This window comes from Betaproteobacteria bacterium, from assembly GCA_009693245.1.
Classification (GTDB): Bacteria; Pseudomonadota; Gammaproteobacteria; order Burkholderiales; family SHXO01; genus SHXO01.
Window position 1 is genome coordinate 1 of the sequence record SHXO01000043.1, and the last position, 25,342, is coordinate 25,342.

The following is a 25,342-nucleotide window of genomic DNA, read 5'->3' on the forward strand; positions in this document are numbered from 1 at the left end:
CGCTTGCCGTGGATAACGATGAACCCGTTATCCACCGCACTCCCCTCTTCCCACAAGCTCCACAGCCACTCAGCCAGTTTTGAAATAAATCACCCCAAAAACCCAAAACCATCTTTGCTCAGACTCATTCTTGTATTAGAAACGACTGTAATAGTGGCATCTAAAGAGACAAAGTGAGATCGTCGTTAAGTTATTAGCCGAAACAGGCGAAGCGACATGATCACGGCGCTCGAATCAGGTGTGAAAACGCCCTTGGGTAATACCCGCCTTGCCAATGGTATGAATGTGGCGCTCTCCAATATCGATAACGGCATCGACCAAGTTCTCAAAGTGCGCGCCGCTACTGGCACCATCACGAGCGAGGTGGACGCCACCAAATCGTCTAATGACGATTTCGTTCTTCAGTACGACAGGGAACTGTCGAATTTGCGCGACCTGGATTATTCCAAGGCCATCAGCGATCTTGCGCTTCAAAGGGCGACCCTGGAGGCGGCGCAAAAGACTTTCGTGCAAGTGCAGGGGCTTAGCCTGTTTAACTTGCTGTAGGCGTACCCGAACTCAAACTCTTCGCGCGGGCGAGCAGAGCGTATTTCGCCATCACGTCCGAGACCATGCCGCGCGGAGGTTCGCGGGAATCCGCATACTCCAGAAATTCATCGAGCACTCTTGAAAAGTGTTGCTCGTGCGTGGTTCGCAACGCGGATGGGATCGATGCGCGGTAGCCGCCTTCTATTTGCTGCACCGATAGGCCCGGAAACTCAAGTTGTAATCCTGCCACGGCTTGCGACAAGCTTTCATCGAAAATCCTGCCGGGATTTCTCGGAAAGACCGTAAGCTGAGAAACATACCGAGTCGCCGCGCTTTGCTCCACCACAAGATCGCTCAGCGTACCGCGCGCGATACCCTCATGCAAGTCGCCGCCACCCGGAGGAATTCGCAGGTCCCAGCGTGCTTCCACGTGGGTGAGGACGCCGCGCAGTGCGAACTCGATGCGCGCGTTGCATAGATAGTTGAGTTTTCCGCCGGCCACTCTCTGGCGCAAGTTCTCGGGAAAATCCGGTAATCCGGTAATCCGTTCAAAGGTCTCCAGCGGAACATCCGTTGGCCATTGCCTCGCCGAGACAAGTTCGATATCGCGATCGTAGACACAGTCCTCGCCCCGGTCTGTCAGCCATAGGGCGAGATCGGCCAAGTGCGTGGTGACATCGGTGATACCTTCGCCCTGGACCGCCGTGTCGAAATACCAGACGGGACGTGTAAGAGGCTGGCCGTTCACCGTCTTCAGCAAGTGATGCACACTCAACATGGAAAGAGCGGGGCGAGATCCTTCCTTGAGGAATTCTCCGAACACGCCAGGTATTTTCGTGAATGCCCGCTGCAAGCGGTTGGCTTGGTCATGGCGTTCCGTCATGATATCCATGGCCATCGGTTCCGAAGCCGCCACACGTGCAAGCCGTGACAGATCCTTACCATCGATCAACCAAGGCTTGTCGCCCAATACCGAGAACCCTGCCTCCTGCAAGCGGGCGACGGAGTCCAGCTTGCGGTCGTTCTTGCCGGCCACGATCGCCACATTGCCTTTGCGTTCCGCGATCAGGCGCTCGAGGCAATCCGCGCCGCGATATACCTTGAGATTCCACCGGGTGGGATCGGCCTCCCGCCGGTTGAAAATTTCCACGAGCGTGAGAAATCGCTCCAAGTCCGGGCCGTCCTCGGCGTAGACGAACACGTCGTCGGATAACATGCGATGGCGGTAGCGCAGCGCCAGCGCCGCGTGGAAATGACCTGGGTTGAAGACGATGAGGGTGTGCATGATTTCTACAAGTCAAAGCGGATGCCTTGCGCCAGCGGTAATTGCGAAGAGTAATTGATCGTATTGGTCGCGCGCCGCATGTAGGCCTTCCACGAATCCGATCCGGATTCCCGGCCGCCACCCGTGTCCTTTTCGCCGCCGAACGCGCCGCCGATTTCGGCACCCGAGGTGCCGATGTTCCCGTTGGCGATGCCGCAATCTGACCCCGAGCTACTCAGGAACATTTCAGTTTCGCGCACGTCGTTGCTGAATATGGACGACGACAGACCATGCCGCGCGGCGTTGTGCAGCGTGATCGCTTCATCCAAATTCTCATAAGGAATGGCATAGAGTATAGGGGCGAACGTCTCCTCCAGCACGATAGCCGTCTGGCGCGGCATCGCCACCAAGGCGGGCCGTACGTAAATACCCTATGGCGGATGGCCGTTGTGTATTCTTTCGCCACCGGATATCCAGTGCGCGTCAGGGCGGGCGCGCTCTAGGGCCGAGCGCATCGCATGATGGGCAGCTTCGTCGATCAGGGGTCCCGCCAGTGTTCCCTCCGCGAGGGGATTACCCACGGTGACTCGCTGGTAGAGCGCCTTCAAGCGTTCGAGGAATGAATCGTACAAGGAGCGATGGATGAACGCGCGGCGCAAGGTGGTGCAGCGCTGCCCTGCGGTTCCCACCGCCGAGAACAGGATGGCGCGTTCGACTAAGGCGAGATCCGCCGAGGGCGCCACGATGGCGGCATTGTTTCCCCACAGTTCGAGAATAGTCCGCACGAAGCGCGGCGCCATTTGGGCTGCCACGGCTTTGCCCATGGCGCTGGATCCAGTGGCGGACACGAGGCGAATCTGCGGTTGGTCGAGGAGCATGCGTCCTTGGTCTCGCATCCCTAAAACCAACTGATTAAGGTGGGGCGGAACACCTCCTGCCGCGGTGCAAGCCTTCTCGAACAAGGCTTGCATGGCCAGCGCAGTGAGCGGAGTCTTCTCGGAAGGCTTCCAGATCACGCTGTTCCAGCACACGATGGCCAGCGCGGTGTTCCACGCCCACACCGCCACCGGAAAATTGAAGGCGGTGATCACGGCTGCGGGCCCCATGGGGTGCCAGGTTTCCATCATGCGGTGCCCTGGCCGCTCGCTGGCGATGGTTAGGCCGTGCAACTGGCGTGACAACCCCACGGCGAATTCGCAGATGTCGATCACTTCCTGCACCTCGCCCAGGCCTTCCTGCAATATCTTCCCGGACTCGATGGTGACGAGTCTGCCAAGCTGTGCTTTGTTGGCGCGCACCGCTTCGCCGAAGAGCCGGATCAATTCCCCGCGCCGCGGCGGGGGAATCGCGCGCCAAGCGAGAAATGCATCTTGCGCCTGGCCGGCCTTGGTTTGGATGCTCGCTCCGTTATCGAGGGCAACCGCGCCCGTGCGCGAGCCATCGATGGGCGAGCGCGCGCTCAAGCCTTGGGTGCAATCCCCGCCAGCTACCGATAGCGATTTCAGAATGCCTTGGGCGTCATCGTGCATGGTCATGGCGTCTCCTCAAGCGGCGGCGGTTTCGTAGGCCTGGCCGAAGCGGTTGTCTAGAAAATCGGTGAGCGCGATCTGTTCTTGCCGGATGAAACCGGATTGGGGCAGCTTGCCGGAAGCGAATAGGTCCACCGCCGCGCACACTCCGCTGGCGGTGGTGATCTGTATCGACGTCATGGGCAAGCCACACCATGTTTGCGCGTAAATCTTGCGCGCGAAGGAGGTCTGCACGCGCTTTCCGTGCCGCATCCCGGAAGCGGAGACGAACACGACGACGACGTCTTGCTCCGTGGTGGGAATGGCCGTTTCCAGAATTTCCTTCATCGTATCGCGCTTGCCCGCCAAGCCAAAGTCTTGGAGTAACAGTTTCGCGATGTCGCGGTGCCATGGATAACGAATGGTCTTGTAGTCCAGATACTGCACCTTGCCCTCTAGCGTTTCGGCCAGAGTGCCCAGCCCGCCCGAGGTATTGAAGGCCTCGTAATGCGCGCCGTCCAAAGCGAAGGTCTCATAGCCCTCCAGCGGCGGCAGTTCGATGCGCCTTCCATCGACGATGGCCTCGCAGGGATGCACATATTCGTTGATGAGGCCGTCGACAGACCACGTCAGGTTGTACTTCAGCGCGTTGGTGGGGTACTGCGGCAGCGCTCCCACGCGCATGTGAAGCCGCTACAACTTTTCGTACCCCTGGGATAGCGCATAGCCGGCGATGGCGATGAAGCCCGGCGCGAGGCCGCACTGGGGCATGAAGGCGGTCTTGGCATCTCGCGCCAGATCGCGAATGGTACGTGTAGCGGAGACGTCCTCCGTGAGATCGAAGTAGTGCACCCGCTCGGCCGCGGCGGCGGCCGCTACCGTGCTGGCCAAGTGAAAGGGGAGGGCGTTCACCAGAATATCCTGGCCCTTGATGCGGCTCGCAAAGCTCTCCACGTTAGAGCCTTCGATCTCGAAGCAGCGGCCTGGAAACTCCGCCCGAATCTCCTTGCTTACGACGCGGTCGCCTACCCACACTTCGTAGGCCGGCTCGCCCTGTGCCGTGCGCAGCAGATGCGCCACCGAACGCCCGATGTGGCCCGTGCCCAGTACCAGAACTCGTTTCGTCATGGATCGTTGCTCCTTTCCGGGGCGGAACCAGGGAAGTGCGATGCAAGCTTAGTTCAGGCCAGGGGCGGCACCTGATCCCCCTTCAGCTCCACCATATTTCCCTCCGGATCGTAGACGTAGAGAGAGGGGCTTTCGCCTTGCGCGCCAAAACGCGGGCGAACCTCTCCGGTGCGTACGTGATGGGATTCGAGGTGGGCGAGGATGTCTTCCACATTGAAGGGCTCCACGCGCAGACAGACGTGGTCCATGTTGCGGCCTTCCTTGCCGGGCGCGGCGCCGCCCTTCTTACCCAGTTCGCCGTCCACCGGAACCAGATCGATCAAAGCGTTGCCGGCGCGCAGATGCACGAGGCCTAAATCCGGGCGGCGCCACTCCACCGCGCACCCTAACACGTCGCGGTAAAAGGCGATCATGCGTTCCAGATCGGATACGCGTAGGACAATATGATCGATGTCTCGAATGCGAAGATTCATGGGGGACACATTACCGCTTCAGCTGCCCGCGCGCCAGGGACAAGCCCATTCCCGCCAGGCAAAGCATGGCCGCCACGACGAAGCTTATCTGAATCGATTTTGCGAGAAGATCGAAGTGCGCGGGCTCGATGGGTAGACGGCCCATGACCAACGCGGTCACGAGCGTGATCAGTGCCATGCTCATCATTTGGCCCACCACTCTCACGGTGGCGACCGAGCTGCTTGCCGTCCCGTAGAGGCGCGGTTCCACGGAACCCATGATGGCATTCATGTTGGGCGACGAGAATAGCGCGAAGCCGGTACCCACGATCAGCAAATAGCCAATCAATAATCCGGTCGCGGTGTCTGGTTCCGCGCTCGACAGCAGGACGAGGCCCAGCGCGCAGAGAGCCATGCCAGAAGATGCGAGAACACGCGGTTGAATACGGTCGGAAAGCTTGCCCGCGAACGGCGACAGAAGCGCCATCATGATGGGCTGGGAGATCATGATCAATCCGGCTGTTTGCGCGTTCAATCCCTTCAGCTTCTGCAGGTACAAACTCATGAGAAAGGTATTTGCGAAGGTGGCGGAGTAGATCAGCAAGGAGGCTAGGCAGGAGAACGTGAAGACGCGATTGGTATAAAAAAGCGTAACGTCGAAAAGGGGATGTTCATGCCGCCGCTCGAAAGCGAAAAAAGCCACCATCCCAGCGATCCCGCCGGATGTGAGAAGCCATCCAACGGGCAAAGGCAACTTCGATACCCCGGCCATCAAGGCAATGATGGAGGCGGCGTAGATCAAGGCGCCGGCGGTGTCGAAGCGCCCTCCAGGCTGACCTTTCCATTCGCCCTTCATTTGCGTGAGTGCCAAATAGAGGCACGCGGCCAGCAGTGGAAGCGGCAGGACAAAGACCATGCGCCATCCGAACTGGTGCGTGATCCATCCGCCTAGCAGCGGGCCTGCCGTGAGCCCGAAGTAGATCATGGAGGTGGATATGCCGATCACCGCTCCGCGCTTCTCCTTCGGGTACACCGAAGAGAGCAGGGCCATGGAAGTCGCGTAGAGCATGCCGGCCCCGATGCCTTGAAACAGCCTCGCCGCCACCAAGAACGGAAAATTCGGCGCTAAGGCGCAGAGGGAGGAACCCAGCGCCACGACGGCGAGGCCCCAGAGCAAAAAGCGGCGCCGCCCATGGGCATCGGAGAGCTTGCCGAAGGGCAACAAGAACACCGCGCTTGACAAGAGGTAGGCGGTGGACACCCATCCCACGGCCACCACATCGGCCCCGAACGCCACGGCGATGGCGGGAACCGATACGTTGGGGGCCGCCAGCATGAGCGGCGTGGCGAAGGAAGAAAGCGTCACCACGATCAAGGTAATGCGCTGGAGGGCGCGTTCGTCCATTGGTTTTGAGTTCGCAATGTTGAGGACAGGCGCAACTATAGAGGATCTTTTCGCGCGGCTTCTAGCGGCGACAGGAAACGGATGTCTTACGTCTGGGGCTTGATGCGAAGGGGTTGCTCGGGCGAGAATGTCCTGTACTCGGTTCACATCCAAGGGGTTCTAGCTTGACTAAACGTGTTTGGGTTGCGGTGCCATTCTTGGCTCTGAGCGTTGCCGCCACCATGGCCGCCGGCGTGGGAACCTTTTTCGGCAAGGTGGCGCTCGAGTGGGACGATGAGGACGGGTTCAACCGCAACAGAATCAAGCTACTAGGCGATTTTGGTTTTCAAGACCCTGCTGGGAAAAAATGGATCGCGAAACAAGGGGCTGAGCTGGACGGTTCTTCCTTCACACCCTTGTTCGAGCAAATGGTGAGCTTGCCCTTTGTCGGGGAACACCGCCGCGCTTCTGTCCTGCACGACTACTATTCAAGGCAATTGAGCGAGCCGTGGCGGGAGGTGCGCCGCATGTACTACGCGGCGTTGCTGGCCGAGGGCATGAGCGAGAGCGAAGCGAAATCGACTTACGCCGTTCTCTACGGCGCCGGAATGCGCTGGGAGCCGAAAGGCTCCACTTGCTACATCAATTGCCATAATGGGGCGAGCGCCCTGGTTTGGAAGCCCGACGTCATCGATAGCGAAATAAACGCCGCCTTGGAAATTCTGTCCGAAGGAAATCCGAGCCTGGACGAAATCGACAAAGCGGTCGATGCCGTGATTCTCAAGCCTGGCCCCCATTTGTTTTCGCAGCCGAAGAGAGAAGACGCCCCTGGCGCCGCGCCTGGCGGTGCCAAGGAAGATTCCGAAGAAGACCAATAAGGTCTAGTACGTTCCCAAGTTGAGCATCACTCCGGAAAGGTGAGAGGCGCGTTCCGAGGCGAAGAACAGCGTGGTATCGGCCACTTGTTCCGGCTCGATCACGCGAGTCTGCTTCAACAACTCTTCCCATCGCGACTCGTCGCCGAATTTCTGCTTGGCGATGGTCTTGTTCAACTGAATGATGCGATCGGTGCGTGTGGCCGGCGGGTGCATGCCCAGCACGCGCACGCCATACTCGATGGAGCCTTTACCGGCGGCCTTGGTGAAGGCCTCCAACGCCGCATTGCCCATGGCGCCGCAGATGTACTCTGAAGGGTGGGTGACACCGGCCATGCCCACGATGTTGACGATGACTCCTTTCTTTCTTGGACGCATGCGGGAGATCATCTCGCGAGTGAGGTTGATGTAGCCAAACACCTTCAGTTCCCACGCATGGCGCCATAGCGCCTCGTCCACCAATTCGATGTTGCCGCCCGGGATGTCGCCCGCGTTGTTCACCAGAATGTCCACGCTCGCGCACGCTTCGGCGAGCTGCTTTACCGCGCCCGGCGCCCTGAGGTCGCACACGTGATTGACGACGCTTGCTTTGTACTTCGACTCGATCTCGCTCTTCGCCTTTGCTAGGAGATCGGCCGAGCGGGCCGCGAGGTGCACCGTGCACCCCTCGCTAGCAAAGGCCTTGGCGCAGGCTAGTCCGATGCCTTTGGATGCGCCGGTGATGAGTACAGATTTTCCTTTTAATCCCAGATCCATGATGGGTTCCCCTCCGTGTGATTTATGTTGGCGAGAATAGCATGCGTGAAGCGCAGGGAGGCGTGAGGCGTTAGGCGTGAGGCGCAAAAAGCAATGTAGACGACATCCTCCCCCGCGTGCGGGGGGCTAGCCTTCCCTCTAGAACTATCGCTTTCCTAACGCCCGCACTGCGTCCACCACAACCCCAGGTGTTTCGCGCGTTGGAAAATGGCCGGCCACGGGAATCAGTTTGCGCTCGTAAGGGCCGCTGAAATAGCGCGCGTGTTTCTCGGATTGCTCGGGCGGGCCGACGCCGTCGCACTCTCCGTGCAAGGCGATAGAAGGTACCGGGATCACCGGTTGCGCGGCCAAGCGCCGCTCCAATTCCTCGTATGCGGGATCACCCGCGACGTTACCGTACCGGTGGCGGTAGGAGCTAATAGTGATGTCGACGAAATCTGCATTGTCGAAGCTCTTCGCCGTGGCCTCGAAGGTGGCGTCATCGAAGTGCCAGTTGAGAGACCACTGGCGCCAGAGCAGGCGCGCGATATCGCGCTTATTCCTTGCCAGCCCGCCACGCCCCCGCTCCGTATGAAAATACCACTGGTACCAATATCGGTGCTCTTGCAACGCATCCGCCGGGTTGAAGGAGAGGGGAATATTCTGAATCGCATAACCGTTCACCGTGACCAGTGCGCGCACGCGCTCAGGCCAAAGGGCCGCCACGATACAGGCCGCGCGGCCGCCCCAGTCATAGCCCGCCAGCAATGCTTGTTCGATGTGCATGGCGTCCATGAAGTCGCGCAGATCGGCGCCAATGGCCGCCTGTTGCCCGGAGCGCGGGGTCTTGGCGTCGAGGAAGCGGGTAGGGCCGAACCCGCGTAACCAGGGCACCAGCACACGGTACCCAGCGGCGGCGAGCGGGGGCGCGACCTCATCGAAATCATGCACGTCCGAGGGCCAGCCGTGGAGCAAGATCACCGGCGGGCCTTCCTTGGGGCCGCTTTCCAGGTAGGCGATTTCAAGAACCGGGGTACGGATGGTAAGGGGCATGGACAATCCTTGGATGGCCGAAGATCTTAATTCTATGCCCCGAAGCCCAATGCCGGAAGCGCCTAAAATACCCCCTGACAGAGAACACGCCAGGAGCCATCATAGATGAACGCACCATCGGAATATAACGGAGCTGCCACCGGTTCGCCCGCGAACTTGGACGTCATCGTCGTGGGGGCTGGGGTTGGGGGGTTGTACACGCTCCACCGCCTGCGCAAGATGGGTTTGCGCGTGCGTGTGTACGAAGCGGGCAGCGGCGTGGGAGGCACCTGGTTTTGGAATCGCTATCCGGGCTGCCGTTGCGACGTGGAGAGCATGGAGTACTCCTATTCCTTCGACAACGATCTGCAACAGGAATGGAAGTGGCCGGAGCGCTACGGCACGCAGCCGGAGATCCTGCGCTACATCAACCACGTGGCCGAGCGCTTCGATCTCATGCGCGATGTACAACTCAATACGCGAGTGGTGAGCGCCGTATTCGAGGAAGCGCGCAATCAATGGACCATTACCACCGATCGCGGCGATGTGGCGAGCGCGCCCTACTGCGTGATGGCCACGGGCAATCTTTCTACCCCGCGCGTGCCCAGCTTCAAGGGCTTGGAGCGTTTCGAGGGCAAGTGGTACCACACCGGTTTGTGGCCGCACGAAGGCGTGGATTTCACGGGATTGCGAGTGGGGGTGATCGGAACGGGTTCCTCCGGTGTGCAGTCCATCCCCATCATCGCCGAGCAAGCCAAGCATCTGCATGTATTTCAGCGCACCGCGAACTTTAGCGTGCCTGCACGGCACGCGCCGCTGGATCCGGAGAAGGAACGCCGGCACAAGGCCGAATATCCGGCGCGCAGGAAAGCGGCCTTCGACACGCCGTTCGGTATCGCCGGTTACCCGCGGCCCACCAAGTCCGCCCTCGAGGTAACCGAGGGAGAACGCCAGCAAAAGTACGAGGCCAAGTGGAGCGAAGGCGGCAGCATCAGCTATCTTTATTCCTATAACGATTTGCTGACCAACAAGGCGGCCAACGACACCGCTTCGGAGTTCGTGCGCCAGAAAATTCGTTCCATCGTGCGCGACCCGCAAGTGGCGGAGCTGCTGTGTCCCAATGACCATCCCATCGGTACCAAGCGCTTGTGCGTGGACTCCTATTACTACGAGACCTACAACCGCGACAACGTGACCCTGGTGAACGCGCGCCGCGCGGCCATCCAGGAGATCACCGCCAAGGGATTGCGAACGAGCGAGGCCGAGTACGAATTCGACGCCATCGTGTTCGCCACGGGATTCGATGCCATGACGGGTGCGCTGGCCGAAATCGATATCCGCGCAAGCTCGGGTGCCACGATGCGCGAGGCATGGTCCAGCGGCCCGCGTAGCTACTTGGGCCTCATGGTGGCCGGCTTGCCAAACTTGTTTCTCATCACCGGACCCGGCAGCCCCGGCGTCAAGAGCCAGATGATCATGGCCTGCGAACAGCATGCGGATTGGATCGGCGATTGCATTGCCTACCAGCGCGCGCACGGCGTCAACCGCATCGAAGCGGACGAGAAGGCGCAGCAAGCGTGGGTCGAGCACGTCAACGAAGTGGCCGACTCTACTTTGTATCCGCTCGCCAACTCCTGGTACATGGGCGCCAACATTCCCGGTAAACCGCGCGTGTTCATGCCGTACGTGGGCGGTGTTCCCACCTATACCAAGCGGGTGCAGGAATCCGTGAAGAAAGGCTACGAGGGCTTCGTTCTCAAGAACGTTCGCCAAGATTCAAAGGTTGTCGTCTGAGAGTCTTCGGTTCGCCAAGCCGCTATGTGCAAGGACCGGGCGCCATCGATGCGATGGGGACCTATCTGGAACCTATGGGCGCGAGTGCCGTATTGGTCGCGGACCGAGCGGTGCTCGGTCTCATCGCGGAAAGAGTAGGCGCGGTCTGCAAAGCGGCGGGCACCGGCTGCCTGCCCTTGGAATTCTCCGGTGAGATCACCCCCAGGAAGTCGCGCGGCTAACCGGAGAGGCACGCCCGCGGAAACCAGGATTCGTTATCGGTGCTGGCGGCGGCAAAGGCATCGATGCGGGGAAGGGCGTTGCGAACGCCTTGAGGGTACCGGTCGTCACCATTCCCACCGCTGCCTCCAGCGATGCACCCACCAGCAAACTCTACGTGCTCTATGACGAACATCACCGCGTACTGCGAGTGGAGCACATGAAAAGCAATCCACATGTAGTGGTGGTCGATACCGCCGTGATCGCCAAGGCGCCCGTGCACCTATTCACCGCTGGCATCGGCGACGCCATCGTCAAGAAGTTCGAGGTCGCACAGTGCATCGGCGCTGGCGGCACGAACCTCTTCGGCGCGAGCGCTTGTCTGGCCGCTCAAGCGCTGGCGGACTTGTGCTACAGCACACTACGGGAGCGCGGAAGAGGCGCGCTCGAAGCGGTAAAACGAGGCGCCGCCAACGACGATGTCGAGCAGGTCGTGGAAGCTACTGTCCTGCACAGCGGACTAGGTTTCGAGAGCGGCGGACTCTCCGTGTCCCACGCCATGACTCGCGGATTAACCGCCGTACGTGGTTCGCGCGATGCGCTGCATGGCCACCAAGTCGCTTACGCGTTGCTCGTGCAATTGACGCTGGAAGGGCGGTCCGAGTCCTTTATCGCGGACGTAATGCGGTTTTATCGTGATGTGAATTTGCCGGTTCGTTTGGCGGATCTGGGATTGGCTGGCCCAACCCCAAAGGAAATCCTAGCCATATCGGAAGGCACGATGACTGCCGCGTATATCGAGAATTTCCAGAGAACATTAGTGGCGCGGGATATTGCCGAGGCGATAGGTGCTGTTGAGGACAGAGCGAATCGTTGAGATACGAATTCGGTGTCCTTATGCCTCATTCACTCTATCCTCCTCGCCCGGTGCAAGTTTCTCAGCCTCCGGGAGCTGCCCTTTGAAGAAAGCTTCGATCCTCGCCGCGATTTGTTCCGGCGTCAGCGGGTGCGGTCCCAATCCCAACAGTTCAACGTACGTGCGTCCAGGATGGAGCGTGTCCCACTGGGAGCGCACCTGTTTCGCCCGGCCCTTGCCAGGCGTCTTGCTACCAAACCCGTCTATGACACGGTTCCACAGCGGCTGAAATTTTTCGATGAGAACGTTTTCGCCGAGAGGAATCCAGATGTCGTCCACCGTGAGCGCCCTAAAGTAGAACTCGCCAATGGCGACGGTATTGGTTTCCTTAATCGTGGTTGCGTGTTGGCGCAGCCGGTCGCGTAGCGCGGTTCCCTTCCCGGCATCGAAGCTCAAACCGCCCTTGCGCGCGCCTTTCGGCACCGCTTTGCCGACATAGATGGGCTGCCCGAAGCGGCCACCTTCATTCAATTCCCTAATCCGCTTATACGCTGGAAATGCACCGATATAGTAAATCGCATAGACGCCAGCCCTCACTAAGTGCGCGGTTTCGTTTAGAGAATGCACTGGCGAGCGCAGTAGAGCATCCGCGACTCTTTCCCCCAGGTTCGTCTTGGCGAGCGGGTTATAGGGTTCTTGAGTGCTCACGCAGTCGCATCATGTCTTGAATGCTTGAAATCATCCTTGCAAGGACTGCTGGCCCTCACGCCGTTGTCCGGGCGCAAGCCCTTGGATTCCGCGGCGCATAAGATGGCCGCAACCGACGACGCGATGACTTGCGCCAAGCGCACGGGTACGGCGTTGCCCAATTGACGCATGGTTTCCGACCAGGAGCCACGAAAGACGTAATCATCCGGAAATGTCTGAAGCCGCGCCGCCTCGCGAACGGTGAAATAGCGTACCGAGCCGTCTGGCCTCAGCAACATGTTCTCCCCACCCGGCACGCCATGATCACCCGCTTTCAATGTCTTCCCTGGCTCATCCAGCGGGCTGCCGGTATGACCAGGATAGCTGCGCGCGCCAGGATTAAAAACGTGATTGGCGATGCCGTCTCCAGGGTTTTTTCCGGATCGGGCAATCCGACACGGCATCCCGGACCGTGCTCCATGGCTCGTCCAGGAGAAAACTTTCGTTTCTTAAACGGGCAAGCCTCGAAGCCAGCCCCGGAGGGGCAGCCGGACGGCTACGAACGCCCACGCGATGCCGTTCCCAGTAGTCACCCGTGATCCATTGTTCGCGCAGCAAGGCATCATCGGAATGCGTTGGCTGTGGAAATGACCACTTGACGCCCAGATCCGAGCGAAAACCAACGAGGAATACACGTTCGCGTCTTTGCGGGACGCCGTAGTTCGCGGCGTTCAACAGCCGGTATACGACGTTATAGTTTGGAGCGTCTTGGTTGCCGGTGTGCCGGCGCTCCAGTCGCGCGCAATGCATCTCCCAGGTCTCGCCATCCTTGCGTGTGAGTTATGGATGCGAGAGCTGCAAATGCACGTATTGGAAGTACGAGGCGAAGGAACGCCTAAGAAGCCCCTTCACGTTCTCGAAAATGAAGGCCTTGGGCTGAAGTTAGCGCACGGCGCGCACCGCCTGCGGAAACATGTCTCGGTCATCCTTCTCGCCGCGATGCTTGCCGCCAAGGGAAAAGGGCTGGCACGGTGGGCCGCCGGACACCACCATCACTTGTTCGCCGAGAGTGCCGTAGTCAAAGTCACGAGCATCGCCCTCGTGGAGCGGCCATTGCCGGACGTCAAATGCGTGATTGCGCTGATTGAAGCGAAAGGTTTCGCAGGAATCGTGATCCCATTCGATCACCGCGGCATGGTTGAAACCAGCCCGCCCCATGCCCATGGCGAGGCCGCCCGCTCCTGCGAACAGTTCAACGCTACGCATCCAGAAACCTCCTAATTCGCTTAGTGAGCCGAACAGTGTTTCCCAACTGGCATTCCCATATCGTCATCACTCCCCAACCCAAACAACGCAGCGCGCGTATGTTACGCGAGTCGCGTTCGGCATTGGATTCAAGCTTGGGCAACCAGAAATTACGCCTTGATTTAGGGAGTCGCGCCAGCGAGCAGCCCTCATGCCGGCGCCAGAAGCAGCCATGAACGAGAATGACCTTGCCTCTGGCCGGAAAAACCAAGTCTGGCGTTCCTGGTAAATCGCTCCGGTGTAGCTGGTATCGATATCCTAAGCCGTGAACCAAGCGCCGCACCTGCAATTCCGGTTTGGTGTCTTTGGCGCGAACGAGAGCCATGCGCGCCGAGCGTTGTCGCGCGTCGAGAGTGTCCATTCATTCACTCTTCGGTTTTCCCTGAGCAGGAGCCACGGGTGTTTTTTCGCAAATCAATTGAACGCCCCGGCCGCGACACTGAACAGAAATTGAAACCAATCCGCTACGCCCTCGATCCTCCTGCCCACTGCATCAAGTTCAAGAACTCCCGCCGGGTCTTCGGTCCCTAAGTATTGAAGTGCGGCTCCGGATTCTCGCTGTAGGCGGTCTTTTCCTGGGCGATGCGGTCGCGCTGGGTGTACTTGCGTACCTCCGCGGCGCTGATGTTGTAGGGCTTGGTGGCATTGAGGCCGAAGACCTTGGCGCGAATCTCCGGAGTGATTTTCGGATAGCCGAAGCGCTCTTGGAATTCCGTGGAAATCTGGAAGGTGCGGAAGTCCTGGATCTGGTCCTGGGGTGAACCGTACCATAGGGAATCCTTGCCTCACAGCACGTTGTTCTCGCCCACGTACTTGAGCAATTTTCCGATGGTGTGCGCGGCGTTGTCTGGGTCGCGCATGGCGAAGCGCCAGGTGCTGCCTAGTTCCGCGTAGACGTTACTGCCCGGCCTCACGCCATTGTCTAGAAGGGATTGAACCAGGGTATCGATACCGTCGCGTCCTGCTCCAGGTGCGAAGGCTTGTTCGGCCTTGGCGGGTACGAAACCGGAGTGGTAGATGATAAAGCTTACGTCGGGGAAGCGTTTGGCCACCGCGCCTATGTCGCTGCATTGGCTGTGCTGGTAGGATTTCTGGCCAAAGGGCACGCCCTTGTGTACGCAAATGACTTTCACGTTGAGCGCGCGTGCGCGCTCGATGAGGCGAGTGCCTACGTCGTCGGATAGAAAAATCCATTGCCATCCGGCTCCCACTGCGTATAGGTTTTCCACGCGCTGATCTTCCAGCGTTGCGCCAGTTCGTCCATGGCCTCCACGTCGCCTGGCTGGTTGGGATTGACTCTTCCGTGCAGCAGCAAGCGGTGCGAACCTTCCATGCGGTCCACGATTTGGCGCGTGGCATCGGCGCCGGCGATGGTGAGCGGTTCCGCATCGCGCTTGGAGGGCACGAAGGACAGCACCATCATGTCCGTGTCGCTGTCGAGAAATATGTCCTTGACGAACTCTTCCGAGGACAGGCAATTCAGGTAACTCAAATCGCCGGGATCGTTGGCGAGCGCGCACTGAGTTTTCGGTGAAAATGTGAGCGGACGCGCCCCGGGCGGCAACTTCTTGATCCAATCGCCCTTGGGGTCGACGAAGTGGCCTTGCACGTCGAAGATGAATTCGTTGCCCTCCACGGACGCGGCGGCGAGTTGCGTATCGAGGCCGGCCTCGGCTGGAACATCGAAGAAGCCTCCGGTCTTGCCGGCGGCGGCGTTGGCGCTATTGAAGGCTAGCAATGTGCTGGCTGCTCCGCAAGATGGAATCAGAAAATCGCGCCGGTTCACCGCACGCCGTTTGGCGTGTTGAGTGGCCTGCTCCTGTGCCAATTGGTTGGCCAGGACGTTGGTGCGAGACAAGGCGATGGGGGTGAATTCGCCGTTGGAAGTACTGTCTAGCTTGATGGGCAACCGGCTACCTTCCGGATCGATGCGGTGTTTCATGGTGCGTACTCCCTAGCCAACATGTTTCGCGAGAAATTCCAAGGCGCGGGTGCGGGCGAGCTTGGAAGCCGCCGCGTCATAGGAGGCGCGCTGGTCGCAATTGAAGCCATGGCCCGCCGCATAAAAATGCGCGATGGCCGAAGGATGTGCAGCCGCCACGTTCTTGGCCTGCTCCAAGTTCGGGTTTTGATCCTGCTCGCCGAACTGAAACATTACCGGGCACTTGGGCTTTTCGCCAATGAATCCTGAAATGCCGCCACCGTAATAGGGAATGGCGCAGGCCAGCCCGGACACGCGCGCGGCGGCCAACCACGCCACCGTGCCACCCCAACAGTAGCCCACGATGCCAACCTTGCCGGAGGATTTGAGCGCATCGAGGGTGGCTTGCACGTCCTTCATGGTGTTGTTCCAATCCAACTTTTGCATGACCACGATACCGGCTTGAATCTCGTCTTGCGAGTAACCGGTTTCGTAGTTGCGTTGGGCGCGGTCGTAGAACGCGGGCGCGATGCAAACATAGCCATCGGCCGCGTAACCGTCGGTAACGCCGCGGATATGGCTATTGACGCCGAATATTTCCTGCACCACGACCAAGGCGCCCCGGATTTTTCCCGGAGGGCCGGCGCGGTAGGCGCTGAAGCGGTGTCCGTCGCTCGCGGCGAGTTCGATGATTTTTCCCATGGGTGGTCTCCTTGTGATGGTTCTACATGATATCCGCGTTGGCGGGGTCGGGTAACATCTAAGCGTTCCTGGCAATTCTAACCATGAGATGAACACGACAAGCGAAACAGCGGAACTGAAATTACCTTCCTTCCGGCTCGGCGGACAAATGGCCTTGGTGACCGGCGCGGGCGCGGGTTTGGGCGCGGGTATTGCCCTGGGTCTGGCGGAGGCCGGCGCCGAGATGGTATTGGTGGGGCGCACGCGCGCAACCTTGGAAGAGACGGCGGCCATCATCGAGAAGCGCGGCGGGCGCGCCCGCGTGCGAGTGTGCGATGTCACCCGCGCGGACGAAATTCGCGCGGTGATCGCCGGACTTGCGCGCCTGGATGTGTTGGTCAATAACGCGGGCACCAATTTTCCCGAGCCCTTCGTGCAAGTGTCCGACGAGCACCTGGACACGATGCTGGATTTGAACGTGCGCGCCGCCTTTGTGGTGGCGCAGGCGGCCGTGCGCAAGATGCTGGAAGATCCTGAGCGGGCGAAAAAAGGCGGCGTGGTCATCAACATCTCCTCGCAGATGGGACATATCGGCTCGCCCAACCGCACGGTCTATTGCATGACGAAGCACGCCCTGGAAGGGCTCACCAAGGCCATGGCGGTGGAGTTGGCGCTCCAGAAAATTCGCGTCAACAGCATCGGCCCCACTTTCACCGAAACGCCCTTGGTACAAAGAATCATGAACACGCCGGAGAAACGCGAGTTCATGCTCTCGCGAATTCCCATGGGAACCTTGGCACGGGTGGAAGATGTCATGGCGGCGGCGGTATATCTCGCCTCGCCGGCTTCGGCGATGGTGACCGGTACGCACTTGCTGGTAGACGGCGGATGGACCGCGCAATGAGGAAGGGATGGGTCTATCTGCTTGCCGTGCTCGCCGCGACGGCGGGTGCGCAATCCTATCCGGCCCGCTCCGTATCGCTGGTGGTGCCCTTCACTGCCGGCGGGCCCACGGACGTGTTGGGACGTACCTTGGCCGCCGCCATGGGCAAGTCCTTCGGCCAAACGATCATCGTGGAGAACAGAACCGGTGCTGGAGGCACCATCGGTACCGCATACGTTGCCAGGGCCGCGCCCGATGGGTACACCTTCCTCTTGCAACATACGGGAATGGCCACGGCGCCCGCGCTGTACCGCAAACTTTCCTACGATCCGCTCAAGGATTTCGAATACGTCGGCCAAGTTGTGGACGTGCCCATGACCTTGGTGGCTCGAAAGGATTTTCCGCCCAAGACACCGGAAGCCCTATTGGATTATCTGACGGCGCAAAAAGAGAACATCAACCTCGCGAACTCCGGTCCCGGTGCCGTCTCGCATTTGTGCGCCATGTTGCTCCAGCAAGCATTGGGCGTGCAGATGACCACCATTTCCTACCAGGGTACGGCGCCCGCGCTGGCGGCCTTGATGGGCGGTCATGTGGATGTGTTGTGCGACCAAACCACGCAGACCATTCCGCACATCAAATCGCAACGCATAAAACTCTACGCGTCGGCCACGCGCAAACGTATCGCGGCATTGCCGGATACCCCCACCTTGGACGAGCTGGGTTTGAAAGGCTTCGAGGTGATGGTGTGGCACGGTGTCTATGCGCCCAAGGGCACGCCCAAGGAAGCCCTCGGCAAGTTCGGCGCCGCCTTGCGTGCGGCCCTCAAGGATCCCATGGTGAAAACACGGCTCAAGGAGTTGGGCGTGCAATGGGTCCCCGAGGCCATGCAAACGCCGGCGGGTTTGCGTGATTGGCTGGCAGCGGAGATTGCGCGCTGGACGCCCATCATCAAGAAGGCGGGCGTGTACGCCGAGTGAGGTTCAACACCATTCTCAATCCGCGCCTTTCATGAAAAGAAGCGTGCCCTATTTGGCCAGGCCAACTGAGCGGGTGGGCGCGCAGGCTCTAATTCAACCTGGTGAATCATGCCGAACTTCGTGACATACCGAACTTTCTGGTTCGCGGCCCTAGCCGTTCTTCTTGGTTGTGGCCAAGATGTTCCACGTATTCCACCGTTGAGCCAGAGCGACGTCATCGTCGCTTTCGGAGACAGTCTTACCTTTGGTACCGGCGCCGCGCCGGCGGAAAGTTATCCCGAGGTGCTCTCCAAACTGGCCGGACGAACGGTGGTGAATGCCGGTGTTCCGGGCGAACAGACTTCCGGCGGGCTTCGCAGACTTGAGGAAACGCTCGCGGAACACCGGCCTAAGCTACTGCTCCTGTGCCTGGGCGGAAATGACATGTTGCGAAAGGTGGATGCAGCGGTTACGGAGGGCAATCTGCGCCAGATGGTCTTCGCCGCGCGTAACCAAGGGGTATAGGTCGTGCTGGTCGGCGTGCCCAAACCCGCGCTCTTTGGCGGTAACGCGCAGTTCTACGAGCACATCGCCAGCGATTTGGAAGTGCCTCTGGAGAACGAAGTTCTCAACGAAATACTGAAGGACAACGCCTACAAGTCCGACCCCATTCATCCCAACGCGAAGGGTTACCGCCGCATGGCGGAGGCGCTGGCGCAATTGCTGAAGGAAACTGGCGCGTTGTAGTGCACTATTTGGCCAGCACCAGATCGCCAAAAAAGGCGAGCGTAGTCTCGCCCGTGTTATCGCTGTCTCCTCCAATTGCAATGGCGGAAATCGTGGGCGGATCTTCACCGAAGGCGGCTTTGAAGTCTTGCGCGATGTCGCGTTCTTCTTCCATCCACTGCCCAAGTTTTTCATCGCCGCTTCGTACCACGATCATGCGCACCCGGTTGGTGTAGGCATTCCAAGCGGTGGTGCCGGCCGGGTGTTTCGGATCCCAAACGTAGCACAGCGCCGCGGCGGGAACTCGGTCGCCGTAGAGTGTTCGCGCCATGCGCAATTTGGCCCGGTCCAAGAATCCCAGCTTGCCGGTGTCGAAGTCGAACATGACGTAGACACGCGCTGGATAGTCATCTCCTTTCTTCGTGAGCAGATTGGTCTTGGAATTATGCTGGGGCAACTTCCACCGCCAGCGCAGGATGGGATAGGAGACGGGGCTCGCGTTCAGCGAGATCGCTAGACTCCCAGCGGAGGCGCCGGCGCTTATTCCGAGGACGCGGTGTCCTTGGTCTTCTACGATCGCGAAGGCGGTGCGCTTTTTCGCGCTCGGAATGTAGATGGGTTGCCAGCCTGGCACTCCTTCTCTACCCGCGGGTGCCGTGGAGAAAGGCGGTAGCGAATGGAAATCCCCCGGCATTACGTCACGCGCAAAACATAAGGCCATGACCCACGCCGTTATGAGCCAAAGTTTCATTTCGGCAATGGGGATGCGCGCAGCAACCCCGATGCGACGAGCCGGTCATAGTCCCGTGGCCGGTCCACGTCCCAGCGCATCTCCAACTCTTTCCAGCACCATCCGAGCAGGCGCAAGCGCTCGCGGGTGTGCGCCATGACCTGATCCGTTCCCCATGGCATGTTCTCGAAAAGTCTGGAATGCGTGCGCGACAAAGCGATCAATGCGTAACCGCCATCTTCCACCGGCAAAAAGACGGCGTCGCATCCCCTCGCGAGCGCTTCGGACGACATGCGCAGATCTTCCTCGCCTAAGGCTGGGCAGTCGGTGCCGATGAGCACGATGCCTTGCGCGCGCTTCAGGACGCCGGTGCTCGCATCTCGCATCTTGTCTCCCAGACCGCCTTCGCATTGAAGTTTCAAGGAGGCTCCGAAGCGTTGCGCGCACTCCATGAAAAAGGGATGCTCGGTGCCGGGGGTGCACCATAGCTCCACGCTACCGGCTCGCGACGACGTGGCGGTGAGCAAGGCGCGCTGGATGAGATCGCGTTGCAGTTGCGCGGCCGCTTGCGCGCCGATGCGAGGGATGAGGCGGGTTTTGGTTTCCCCTGGGACCGGCGCCTTGGCGAATACCGCGATGACGAGGCGAAACTCAGGGCCGGCGGCCATAGTACAGAGCGGCCAGTTTCGCCGGATCGGCTCCGCTCCAATAGGCTAGACGCAGGCGCCACATGGCGAATATCGTGCGGTAAACACCGCGTTGCTCCCAGCGGCTGGCGGAGGTCACGACTTTGTTTCGCAGGCACAGCGGGGGGCCGAAGCGCTTCAACGTCTTGGAAATCTCGATGTCTTCCATCAGCGCGATCTCCGGGAATCCGCCGGCGCGATGAAAAAGTTCGCGCGTAACGAAAAGAGCTTGGTCGCCCGTGGCAATGCTGGTCCAGCGCGAACGCAAGTTCATCATGCCTTGCACCACTTTCAGTAGGGTTCGTTCGGTTTCCAAATGCACGTCGAACCTGCCCCAGTGCCGGCCCGTGACGCGGATGGCATCGCAAATGGCCTGCGCGAAACCGGCCGGGGGCCGGGTATCGGCGTGAAGAAACAACAAGACTTCGCCCGTCGCATGCCGCGCGGCCGCGTTCATTTGCAGCGCTCTGCCTCTCGGCGCGCTCAACAGCAAGTCTGCAAGAGGTGCTGCAATTTCCGATGTGCGATCGGTACTGCCGCCATCGCACACGACGATCTGATGCCCGGCCTTGCGCGCCGGTTGCAGCAGCGGCAGCAAGGTGGCGAGATTGGCCTCTTCGTTGAGCGCGGGGATGAGAATGGAAAGCTTCACTGCGCCACTTTGCGGTCGTTCAACGCCCAGTCGTAATCGAGAAAGCGGATGGGCACCTTGCCCTCCCGGATGCGCTGCTGGTCCTCCGGTTTGTCGCTCAGCACGTTGGCGTAAGGTGCAAGAAAAGCATTGAGGGATTTGGCGCTGCGAAAGCCCTTCGCGAAGTCTTTCTCATACCAATCGAAGATCTTGGAAACTTCGAGCGTGCCCCGGCTGAACCGGTTACGCGAATGGTCGGACAAGAAGCGTTTAAGGGAGTCTTCAAGTTGTTCATCGAGCCTTGTGGCGGCGTAGGCTTCGTGACGCAGGGCAGGGCAACCGATCGAGGCGCAGTTCACCGCCATGTGGATGCGCGGATCGTCGTACACGCCCTCCGCTCGGATCATGCCGTGCTCGATCTCATCCAAGCTGCGCGGCTTACCGAACAAGCTGAAGAATTTCTTCTTCCACGGGTTGTTGATGAACTTGCCGAAGTCCTGGATGGATTCGATATCCGGGTAGCGCGTGAGAATCAGCTCGACGGTGTAAGAGTTGTAAACGTTGATGAGAAAGGCCAGTTGCTGGGGCTTGCTCCAGCCATTGAATTCGTCTTGCGGTACCGCGCTGAGCAAGGCGAGATACGACTTCAAGGCAGCGCGTTCGCGCTTGAAGCTTTCGTACTTGACTTCCGAGCCATTGCCGTTGCGTATGAGCACGACGTTTTGTTTGAGCAATGCGTCCCATTGCGCATGGGTGTGGTCGAAGGCGGCGAGGGCGCTCCCGCCCCACAACATGAAAACAGCCAGCAGATAACGGATCACGTCGTCCTCTTAATTAAGCAGCCAGGCGTGAAAGCGTTGCAACCAGCGTAGTAGGTTCTCGGGTGCATGGGCTTTTCGCCATGCGCCGGCGGCGAATTTGTTGGCTTCCGCCAAGGTGGGATAAGTATGCACGGTCTTGAGAATGCCGTTGAGGCCGATGTTGTGCCGCATGGCCAGCACGAATTCGGCGAGCAGGTCGCCCGCGTGCTCGCCCGCGATAGTCACGCCGAGGATGCGGTCCTTGCCTGGCACTGTGAGTACCTTGACTTCACCGTGGGCCTCGCCGTCGGCGATGGCGCGGTCCAGATCATCGATACCATAGCGCGTGACTTCAAAAGCGATGCCCTTTTCCTTGGCCTCCAGCTCGTTCAGCCCCACGCTGGCCACTTCGGGTTCGGTGAACGTGCAATGGGGGATGACGCTGTAGTCCGCGCGAAAGGTCTTGAAGGGGCTAAAAAGCGCGTTCACGCTGGCGTACCAGGCTTGATGGGCGGCGGTGTGGGTGAATTGATAGGGGCCGGCCACGTCGCCGCAGGCGTAAATGTTGGGGTAAAGGGTTTGCAGCGCCTCGTCTGTTTCGATGGTGCGCGCCTTCGTAAGGGGGATGCCCAGTTCCTCCAATCCGTAGCCTTCCGTGTTAGCCACGCGGCCCACGGCCACGAGCAAGGCATCGAAGGGGAGGCGCACTTCGCTCCCTTTATGATCGCAGATGAGCACGTTGTCTTCACCCTCGGTGCGAAACTCCTTGGCGCGGTGTTCGAGTTTCACGTCCACGCCGTCCTTGCGCAAGCTCTCCGAGACCATGGCGGAGAACTCGGGGTCTTCGCGCATTAGCAGCCGCGGCATCATTTCCACCTGTTTGACATGAACGCCAAAGCGGGCGAAACACTGGGTGAGTTCGCAACCGATCGGCCCGCCGCCCAGGACCACCATGCGCTTGGGCAGTTCGCGCAGATTCCAAATGGTGTCCGAAGTGTAGTACGCCGTTTGCTCGATACCCGGAATGGGCGGGACGAAGGGGCGGGCGCCGGCCGCGATGACCATGGCTTTGGTGGTGAGCGTCTTGCCGTTGACCTCGACTGTCCACGGAGACGTGATTTTGGCATTGCCTAGCAGACATTCCACGCCGAGATCCGTGTATCGCTTTACGGAATCATGCGGTTCGATGGTTTGAATGACGCGCTGCACGCGTTCCATGACCTGCGCGAAATCGAAACTGGCGTGAGCCTCTCGCATGCCGAAGTGCTGGGCGCGAGCGATGTGAGAAAGATACTTGGCGGAGCGGATCAACGCCTTCGAAGGCACGCAACCTGTGTACAAGCAATCGCCCCCCATCTTGTGCTTTTCTATGAGCGTCACCTTCGCTTTCACCGCCGCCGCGATGAAGGCGGTGACCAGGCCAGCGGAGCCCGCGCCGATGACCACTAGATTGCGGTCGAAGCGCGCGGGCTTTTGAAAACGAGCGTAAACCTTGCGTGCCTTGATGCCATCCAGAATTTTCTTGGCGGCCAGGGGAAATATGCCCAGGATGATGAAGGACGCGATCAATCCCGGCGAGAGAATTCCAGCGGCCGATTGGATGCCCGCCAACTGGGTGCCGGCATTCACGTAGACGATGGTTCCCGGCAGCATGCCCGCTTGGCTCACCCAATAAAAGGTCAGCGTGCGCATGCGGGTCAGCCCCATGACCAGGTTGATCATGAAGAACGGGAACAGTGGTACCAAGCGCAGGGTGAAGAGATAAAAAGCGCCTTCTTTTGCCACGCCGGTGTTGATGGCCGATAGGTTCTTGCCGAACTTCGATTGCACCCAATGGCGCAATAGAAAGCGCGATGCAAGAAAAGCCAATGCCGCCCCCAAGCTGGAAGCAAAGGACACCAATATCGTTCCCCACAAGACTCCAAAGATGGCACCCGCCACCAAGGTCATCACGGCCGCGCCTGGCAGAGACAACCCCGTCACGGCCACGTAGATCACAAAGAACCACGAGGCCAGCGCCAGCGGATGTTGCGCGCTATAGGTTTCCAGCGTGGCTTGCTGAGACTTGAAATAGGCGAGGTTGAAATACTGCCCGAGATCGAAGGCGAAGAAGGCGGCTAGTAATGCCGCGATGATCACCAGGGCGGCGAGCTTACTTTTGTTCATCGCTCCGTCATGCCGCCAGCGCGCCGCCGCAGCTACTGCCTTGCCCCGCTGTGCAGCCGAAGCAATGGTCGAAGACGGCGATGGAATTACCTTCCAGATCCGTCTTCAAGAGATCCGAGAGCCGCGGCCGGATTCGGCCGCCAGCATGCATGGGAATCCCTAGCATTTGATTGAAGTCGCAGTCATAAACATGGCCTTGCCAATCCACGCTGATCAAGGAACGGCACATCACCCCTTCCAAGTTCGCCGGTTGGAAGGCGTGTACCAGCAGGTTCATGTATTGGTCGAACTGGCCCTTGGAAACTAACGTGCTGCCGAAACGCTGAATTGGCATGTTGGTCAAGGTGTACAAGCTATTGAACTGGACACCGTAGTGCTCGCCCAGGTGCTTGCGGTAGTCTTGTTCCAGCGAACCCTGGGGCGGGGGCAGGGAAGGGCCTTGCGGGTTGTACACCAGGTTGAGTTGCAGTCCCGTGCCTGGCTTGCCGTAGCCCAGGGCATTGAGCCGGTGCAATCCCTCGATGCTTTTTCCGAACACGCCCTTGCCGCGTTGCTTATCGACGTTGTTTTCCAGGTAACAGGGCAGGGAGGCCGTCACCTGCACGCTATTGCCGGCGAGAAATTGCGCCAAGTCCTCATGCCCAGGCTCTTCGAGAATGGTGAGATTACAACGGTCGGTGACTTGCACGCCCAGGGCGCGGGCTTCCGAAACCAGATGACGAAAGTGCGGGTTGAGTTCCGGCGCACCGCCCGTGATGTCCAGGCTCTGGATCGCGCGCACACGCGCAAATTCGATGACCGTCTCCACTGTTTCGGCGGACATTTCCTCGGTGCGGTTCGGTCCGGCGTTCACGTGGCAATGCACGCAAGTCTGGTTGCAGCGGTAACCGAGATTGACCTGCAACGTGGAGAGCGCCCCGCGGCGCAGGCGGGGAAAGCCCCGGGAGTTCAACATTGGAAGGGTGTCATGCATAACCATGCCTCTTATTGGTCTCTTACTGTTGGGCGCGCCATGTCAGGCATGGACCCGCCGCCCGCGACATCGTACTCTATGGGAGGGCCCCAGACGTTATACGTGCACAATCCGCCAGGCGGATGCGGGGTGAGCGAACGATAGGGAGGAAAACATGAGGGTTTCGGTCTGGATTTTGGCGCTTGGGCTGCTGGGGTGGGTGTACCTCGCTTCCTTTCCAAGCCCCGAAGGTAAACGTGTCGTTGATGGACGTGCGGATCGCCCACGCGGGAGTCATTGAACAAGAATACGCGCTGAAGCTGCGGATTCAAAATCCCAACGCGAAAACGCTCAGTATGCAGGGCTTGTCGTACGAGATGGAACTCAACGGCAGGGTATTTGCCCGGGGCGTGAGCCCGCAGACCGGGTACATTGCCCCGTATGGGCAGGCGCTGATCGAG

The 25,342-nt window shown here is 59.8% G+C and carries 20 protein-coding genes and 6 pseudogenes; 8 read left to right on the forward strand and 18 right to left on the reverse strand.

Annotation, left to right across the window (positions count from 1 at the left end; all coding sequences use genetic code 11):
- The first annotated feature begins 216 nt into the window (after nt 1-216).
- Nucleotides 217-546: a hypothetical protein gene (locus tag EXR36_08705; protein ID MSQ59705.1), complete on the forward strand. Its 330-nt coding sequence runs from the start codon at nt 217-219 to the stop codon at nt 544-546.
- Here the strand turns inward: EXR36_08705 and EXR36_08710 are convergent.
- From EXR36_08710 to EXR36_08730, 5 genes and pseudogenes are all read right to left on the reverse strand, one after another.
- The gene (locus tag EXR36_08710; GenBank protein MSQ59706.1) at nt 533-1,813 is read right to left on the reverse strand and encodes a hypothetical protein; all 1,281 of its coding nucleotides are present in this window, start codon (nt 1,811-1,813) and stop codon (nt 533-535) included. The genes EXR36_08705 and EXR36_08710 overlap by 14 nt on opposite strands.
- 5 nt (nt 1,814-1,818) lie before the next feature.
- Nucleotides 1,819-3,321: pseudogene (locus EXR36_08715) on the reverse strand (aldehyde dehydrogenase family protein).
- Nucleotides 3,322-3,336: 15 nt separating this feature from the next.
- A pseudogene (locus tag EXR36_08720) lies at nt 3,337-4,428 on the reverse strand (saccharopine dehydrogenase family protein).
- Nucleotides 4,429-4,481: 53 nt separating this feature from the next.
- Entirely contained in the window at nt 4,482-4,901 is a 420-nt protein-coding gene (locus EXR36_08725; GenBank protein ID MSQ59707.1) for a VOC family protein, read from the reverse strand.
- A 10-nt stretch (nt 4,902-4,911) separates the two neighbouring features.
- Nucleotides 4,912-6,285 carry an MFS transporter gene (locus EXR36_08730; protein ID MSQ59708.1) on the reverse strand — a complete coding sequence of 458 codons (1,374 nt, stop codon included), beginning with the start codon at nt 6,283-6,285 and terminating at the stop codon, nt 4,912-4,914.
- 164 nt (nt 6,286-6,449) lie between these two features.
- On the opposite strand from EXR36_08730, the gene EXR36_08735 reads away from it, so the two are divergent.
- The gene (locus EXR36_08735) at nt 6,450-7,142 is read left to right on the forward strand and encodes a DUF1353 domain-containing protein (GenBank protein ID MSQ59709.1); all 693 of its coding nucleotides are present in this window, start codon (nt 6,450-6,452) and stop codon (nt 7,140-7,142) included.
- A gap of 3 nt (nt 7,143-7,145) precedes the next feature.
- Here EXR36_08735 and EXR36_08740 read toward each other — a convergent pair whose 3' ends face one another.
- Complete coding sequence (locus EXR36_08740) at nt 7,146-7,895, reverse strand: SDR family NAD(P)-dependent oxidoreductase (protein ID MSQ59710.1); 750 nt, start codon at nt 7,893-7,895, stop codon at nt 7,146-7,148.
- A gap of 144 nt (nt 7,896-8,039) precedes the next feature.
- A complete protein-coding gene (locus tag EXR36_08745; protein MSQ59711.1) occupies nt 8,040-8,927 on the reverse strand; it encodes an alpha/beta hydrolase in 888 nt (295 codons plus the stop codon).
- Nucleotides 8,928-9,032: 105 nt separating this feature from the next.
- Here EXR36_08745 and EXR36_08750 point away from each other — a divergent pair, with 105 nt between their 5' ends.
- The gene (locus EXR36_08750; GenBank protein ID MSQ59712.1) at nt 9,033-10,700 is read left to right on the forward strand and encodes an NAD(P)/FAD-dependent oxidoreductase; all 1,668 of its coding nucleotides are present in this window, start codon (nt 9,033-9,035) and stop codon (nt 10,698-10,700) included.
- A pseudogene (locus tag EXR36_08755) lies at nt 10,697-11,775 on the forward strand (glycerol dehydrogenase). Before EXR36_08750 ends, EXR36_08755 begins: the two are co-directional and overlap by 4 nt.
- Before the next feature lie 18 nt (nt 11,776-11,793).
- On the opposite strand, the gene EXR36_08760 reads toward EXR36_08755, so the two are convergent.
- The 5 genes and pseudogenes from EXR36_08760 to EXR36_08780 all read right to left on the reverse strand — a co-directional run bounded on the left by EXR36_08760 (nt 11,794) and on the right by EXR36_08780 (nt 16,369).
- Complete coding sequence (locus tag EXR36_08760; protein MSQ59713.1) at nt 11,794-12,462, reverse strand: Eco29kI family restriction endonuclease; 669 nt, start codon at nt 12,460-12,462, stop codon at nt 11,794-11,796.
- A pseudogene (gene dcm / locus EXR36_08765) lies at nt 12,459-13,707 on the reverse strand (DNA (cytosine-5-)-methyltransferase). Before dcm ends, EXR36_08760 begins: the two are co-directional and overlap by 4 nt.
- Nucleotides 13,700-14,107: a DNA mismatch endonuclease Vsr gene (gene vsr / locus EXR36_08770; protein ID MSQ59714.1), complete on the reverse strand. Its 408-nt coding sequence runs from the start codon at nt 14,105-14,107 to the stop codon at nt 13,700-13,702. The pseudogene dcm and the gene vsr overlap by 8 nt, the downstream one beginning before the upstream one ends.
- A 166-nt stretch (nt 14,108-14,273) precedes the next feature.
- Nucleotides 14,274-15,688, reverse strand: a pseudogene (locus EXR36_08775) (amidohydrolase).
- Between the two features lie 12 nt (nt 15,689-15,700).
- A complete protein-coding gene (locus EXR36_08780; GenBank protein ID MSQ59715.1) occupies nt 15,701-16,369 on the reverse strand; it encodes a dienelactone hydrolase family protein in 669 nt (222 codons plus the stop codon).
- An 88-nt stretch (nt 16,370-16,457) separates the two neighbouring features.
- On the opposite strand from EXR36_08780, the gene EXR36_08785 reads away from it, so the two are divergent.
- The 3 genes and pseudogenes from EXR36_08785 (at nt 16,458) to EXR36_08795 (ending at nt 18,937) form a co-directional block, all read left to right on the forward strand.
- Complete coding sequence (locus tag EXR36_08785; protein MSQ59716.1) at nt 16,458-17,252, forward strand: glucose 1-dehydrogenase; 795 nt, start codon at nt 16,458-16,460, stop codon at nt 17,250-17,252.
- Complete coding sequence (locus EXR36_08790; protein ID MSQ59717.1) at nt 17,237-18,211, forward strand: tripartite tricarboxylate transporter substrate binding protein BugD; 975 nt, start codon at nt 17,237-17,239, stop codon at nt 18,209-18,211. Before EXR36_08785 ends, EXR36_08790 begins: the two co-directional genes overlap by 16 nt.
- A gap of 108 nt (nt 18,212-18,319) precedes the next feature.
- A pseudogene (locus EXR36_08795) lies at nt 18,320-18,937 on the forward strand (arylesterase).
- Nucleotides 18,938-18,941: 4 nt separating this feature from the next.
- Here the strand turns inward: EXR36_08795 and EXR36_08800 are convergent.
- From EXR36_08800 to EXR36_08825, 6 genes are read right to left on the reverse strand one after another with little or no spacing between them, the layout of a single operon-like run.
- The gene (locus tag EXR36_08800) at nt 18,942-19,667 is read right to left on the reverse strand and encodes a DUF3047 domain-containing protein (protein ID MSQ59718.1); all 726 of its coding nucleotides are present in this window, start codon (nt 19,665-19,667) and stop codon (nt 18,942-18,944) included.
- The gene (locus tag EXR36_08805) at nt 19,664-20,314 is read right to left on the reverse strand and encodes a glycosyltransferase (GenBank protein MSQ59719.1); all 651 of its coding nucleotides are present in this window, start codon (nt 20,312-20,314) and stop codon (nt 19,664-19,666) included. Before EXR36_08805 ends, EXR36_08800 begins: the two co-directional genes overlap by 4 nt.
- Nucleotides 20,298-20,984, reverse strand: coding sequence for a glycosyltransferase (locus EXR36_08810; protein ID MSQ59720.1), 687 nt, complete (start codon nt 20,982-20,984; stop codon nt 20,298-20,300). Before EXR36_08810 ends, EXR36_08805 begins: the two co-directional genes overlap by 17 nt.
- Entirely contained in the window at nt 20,981-21,784 is an 804-nt protein-coding gene (locus EXR36_08815) for a DUF547 domain-containing protein (protein ID MSQ59721.1), read from the reverse strand. The genes EXR36_08810 and EXR36_08815 overlap by 4 nt, the downstream gene beginning before the upstream one ends.
- A 9-nt stretch (nt 21,785-21,793) precedes the next feature.
- Nucleotides 21,794-23,929 carry a pyridine nucleotide-disulfide oxidoreductase gene (locus tag EXR36_08820; GenBank protein MSQ59722.1) on the reverse strand — a complete coding sequence of 712 codons (2,136 nt, stop codon included), beginning with the start codon at nt 23,927-23,929 and terminating at the stop codon, nt 21,794-21,796.
- 7 nt (nt 23,930-23,936) lie between these two features.
- Nucleotides 23,937-24,902, reverse strand: coding sequence for a radical SAM/Cys-rich domain protein (locus EXR36_08825; GenBank protein MSQ59723.1), 966 nt, complete (start codon nt 24,900-24,902; stop codon nt 23,937-23,939).
- 245 nt (nt 24,903-25,147) lie between these two features.
- Here EXR36_08825 and EXR36_08830 point away from each other — a divergent pair.
- The coding region (locus EXR36_08830) for a Water stress and hypersensitive response domain-containing protein (protein ID MSQ59724.1) at nt 25,148-25,342 on the forward strand (195 nt) is incomplete at its 3' end.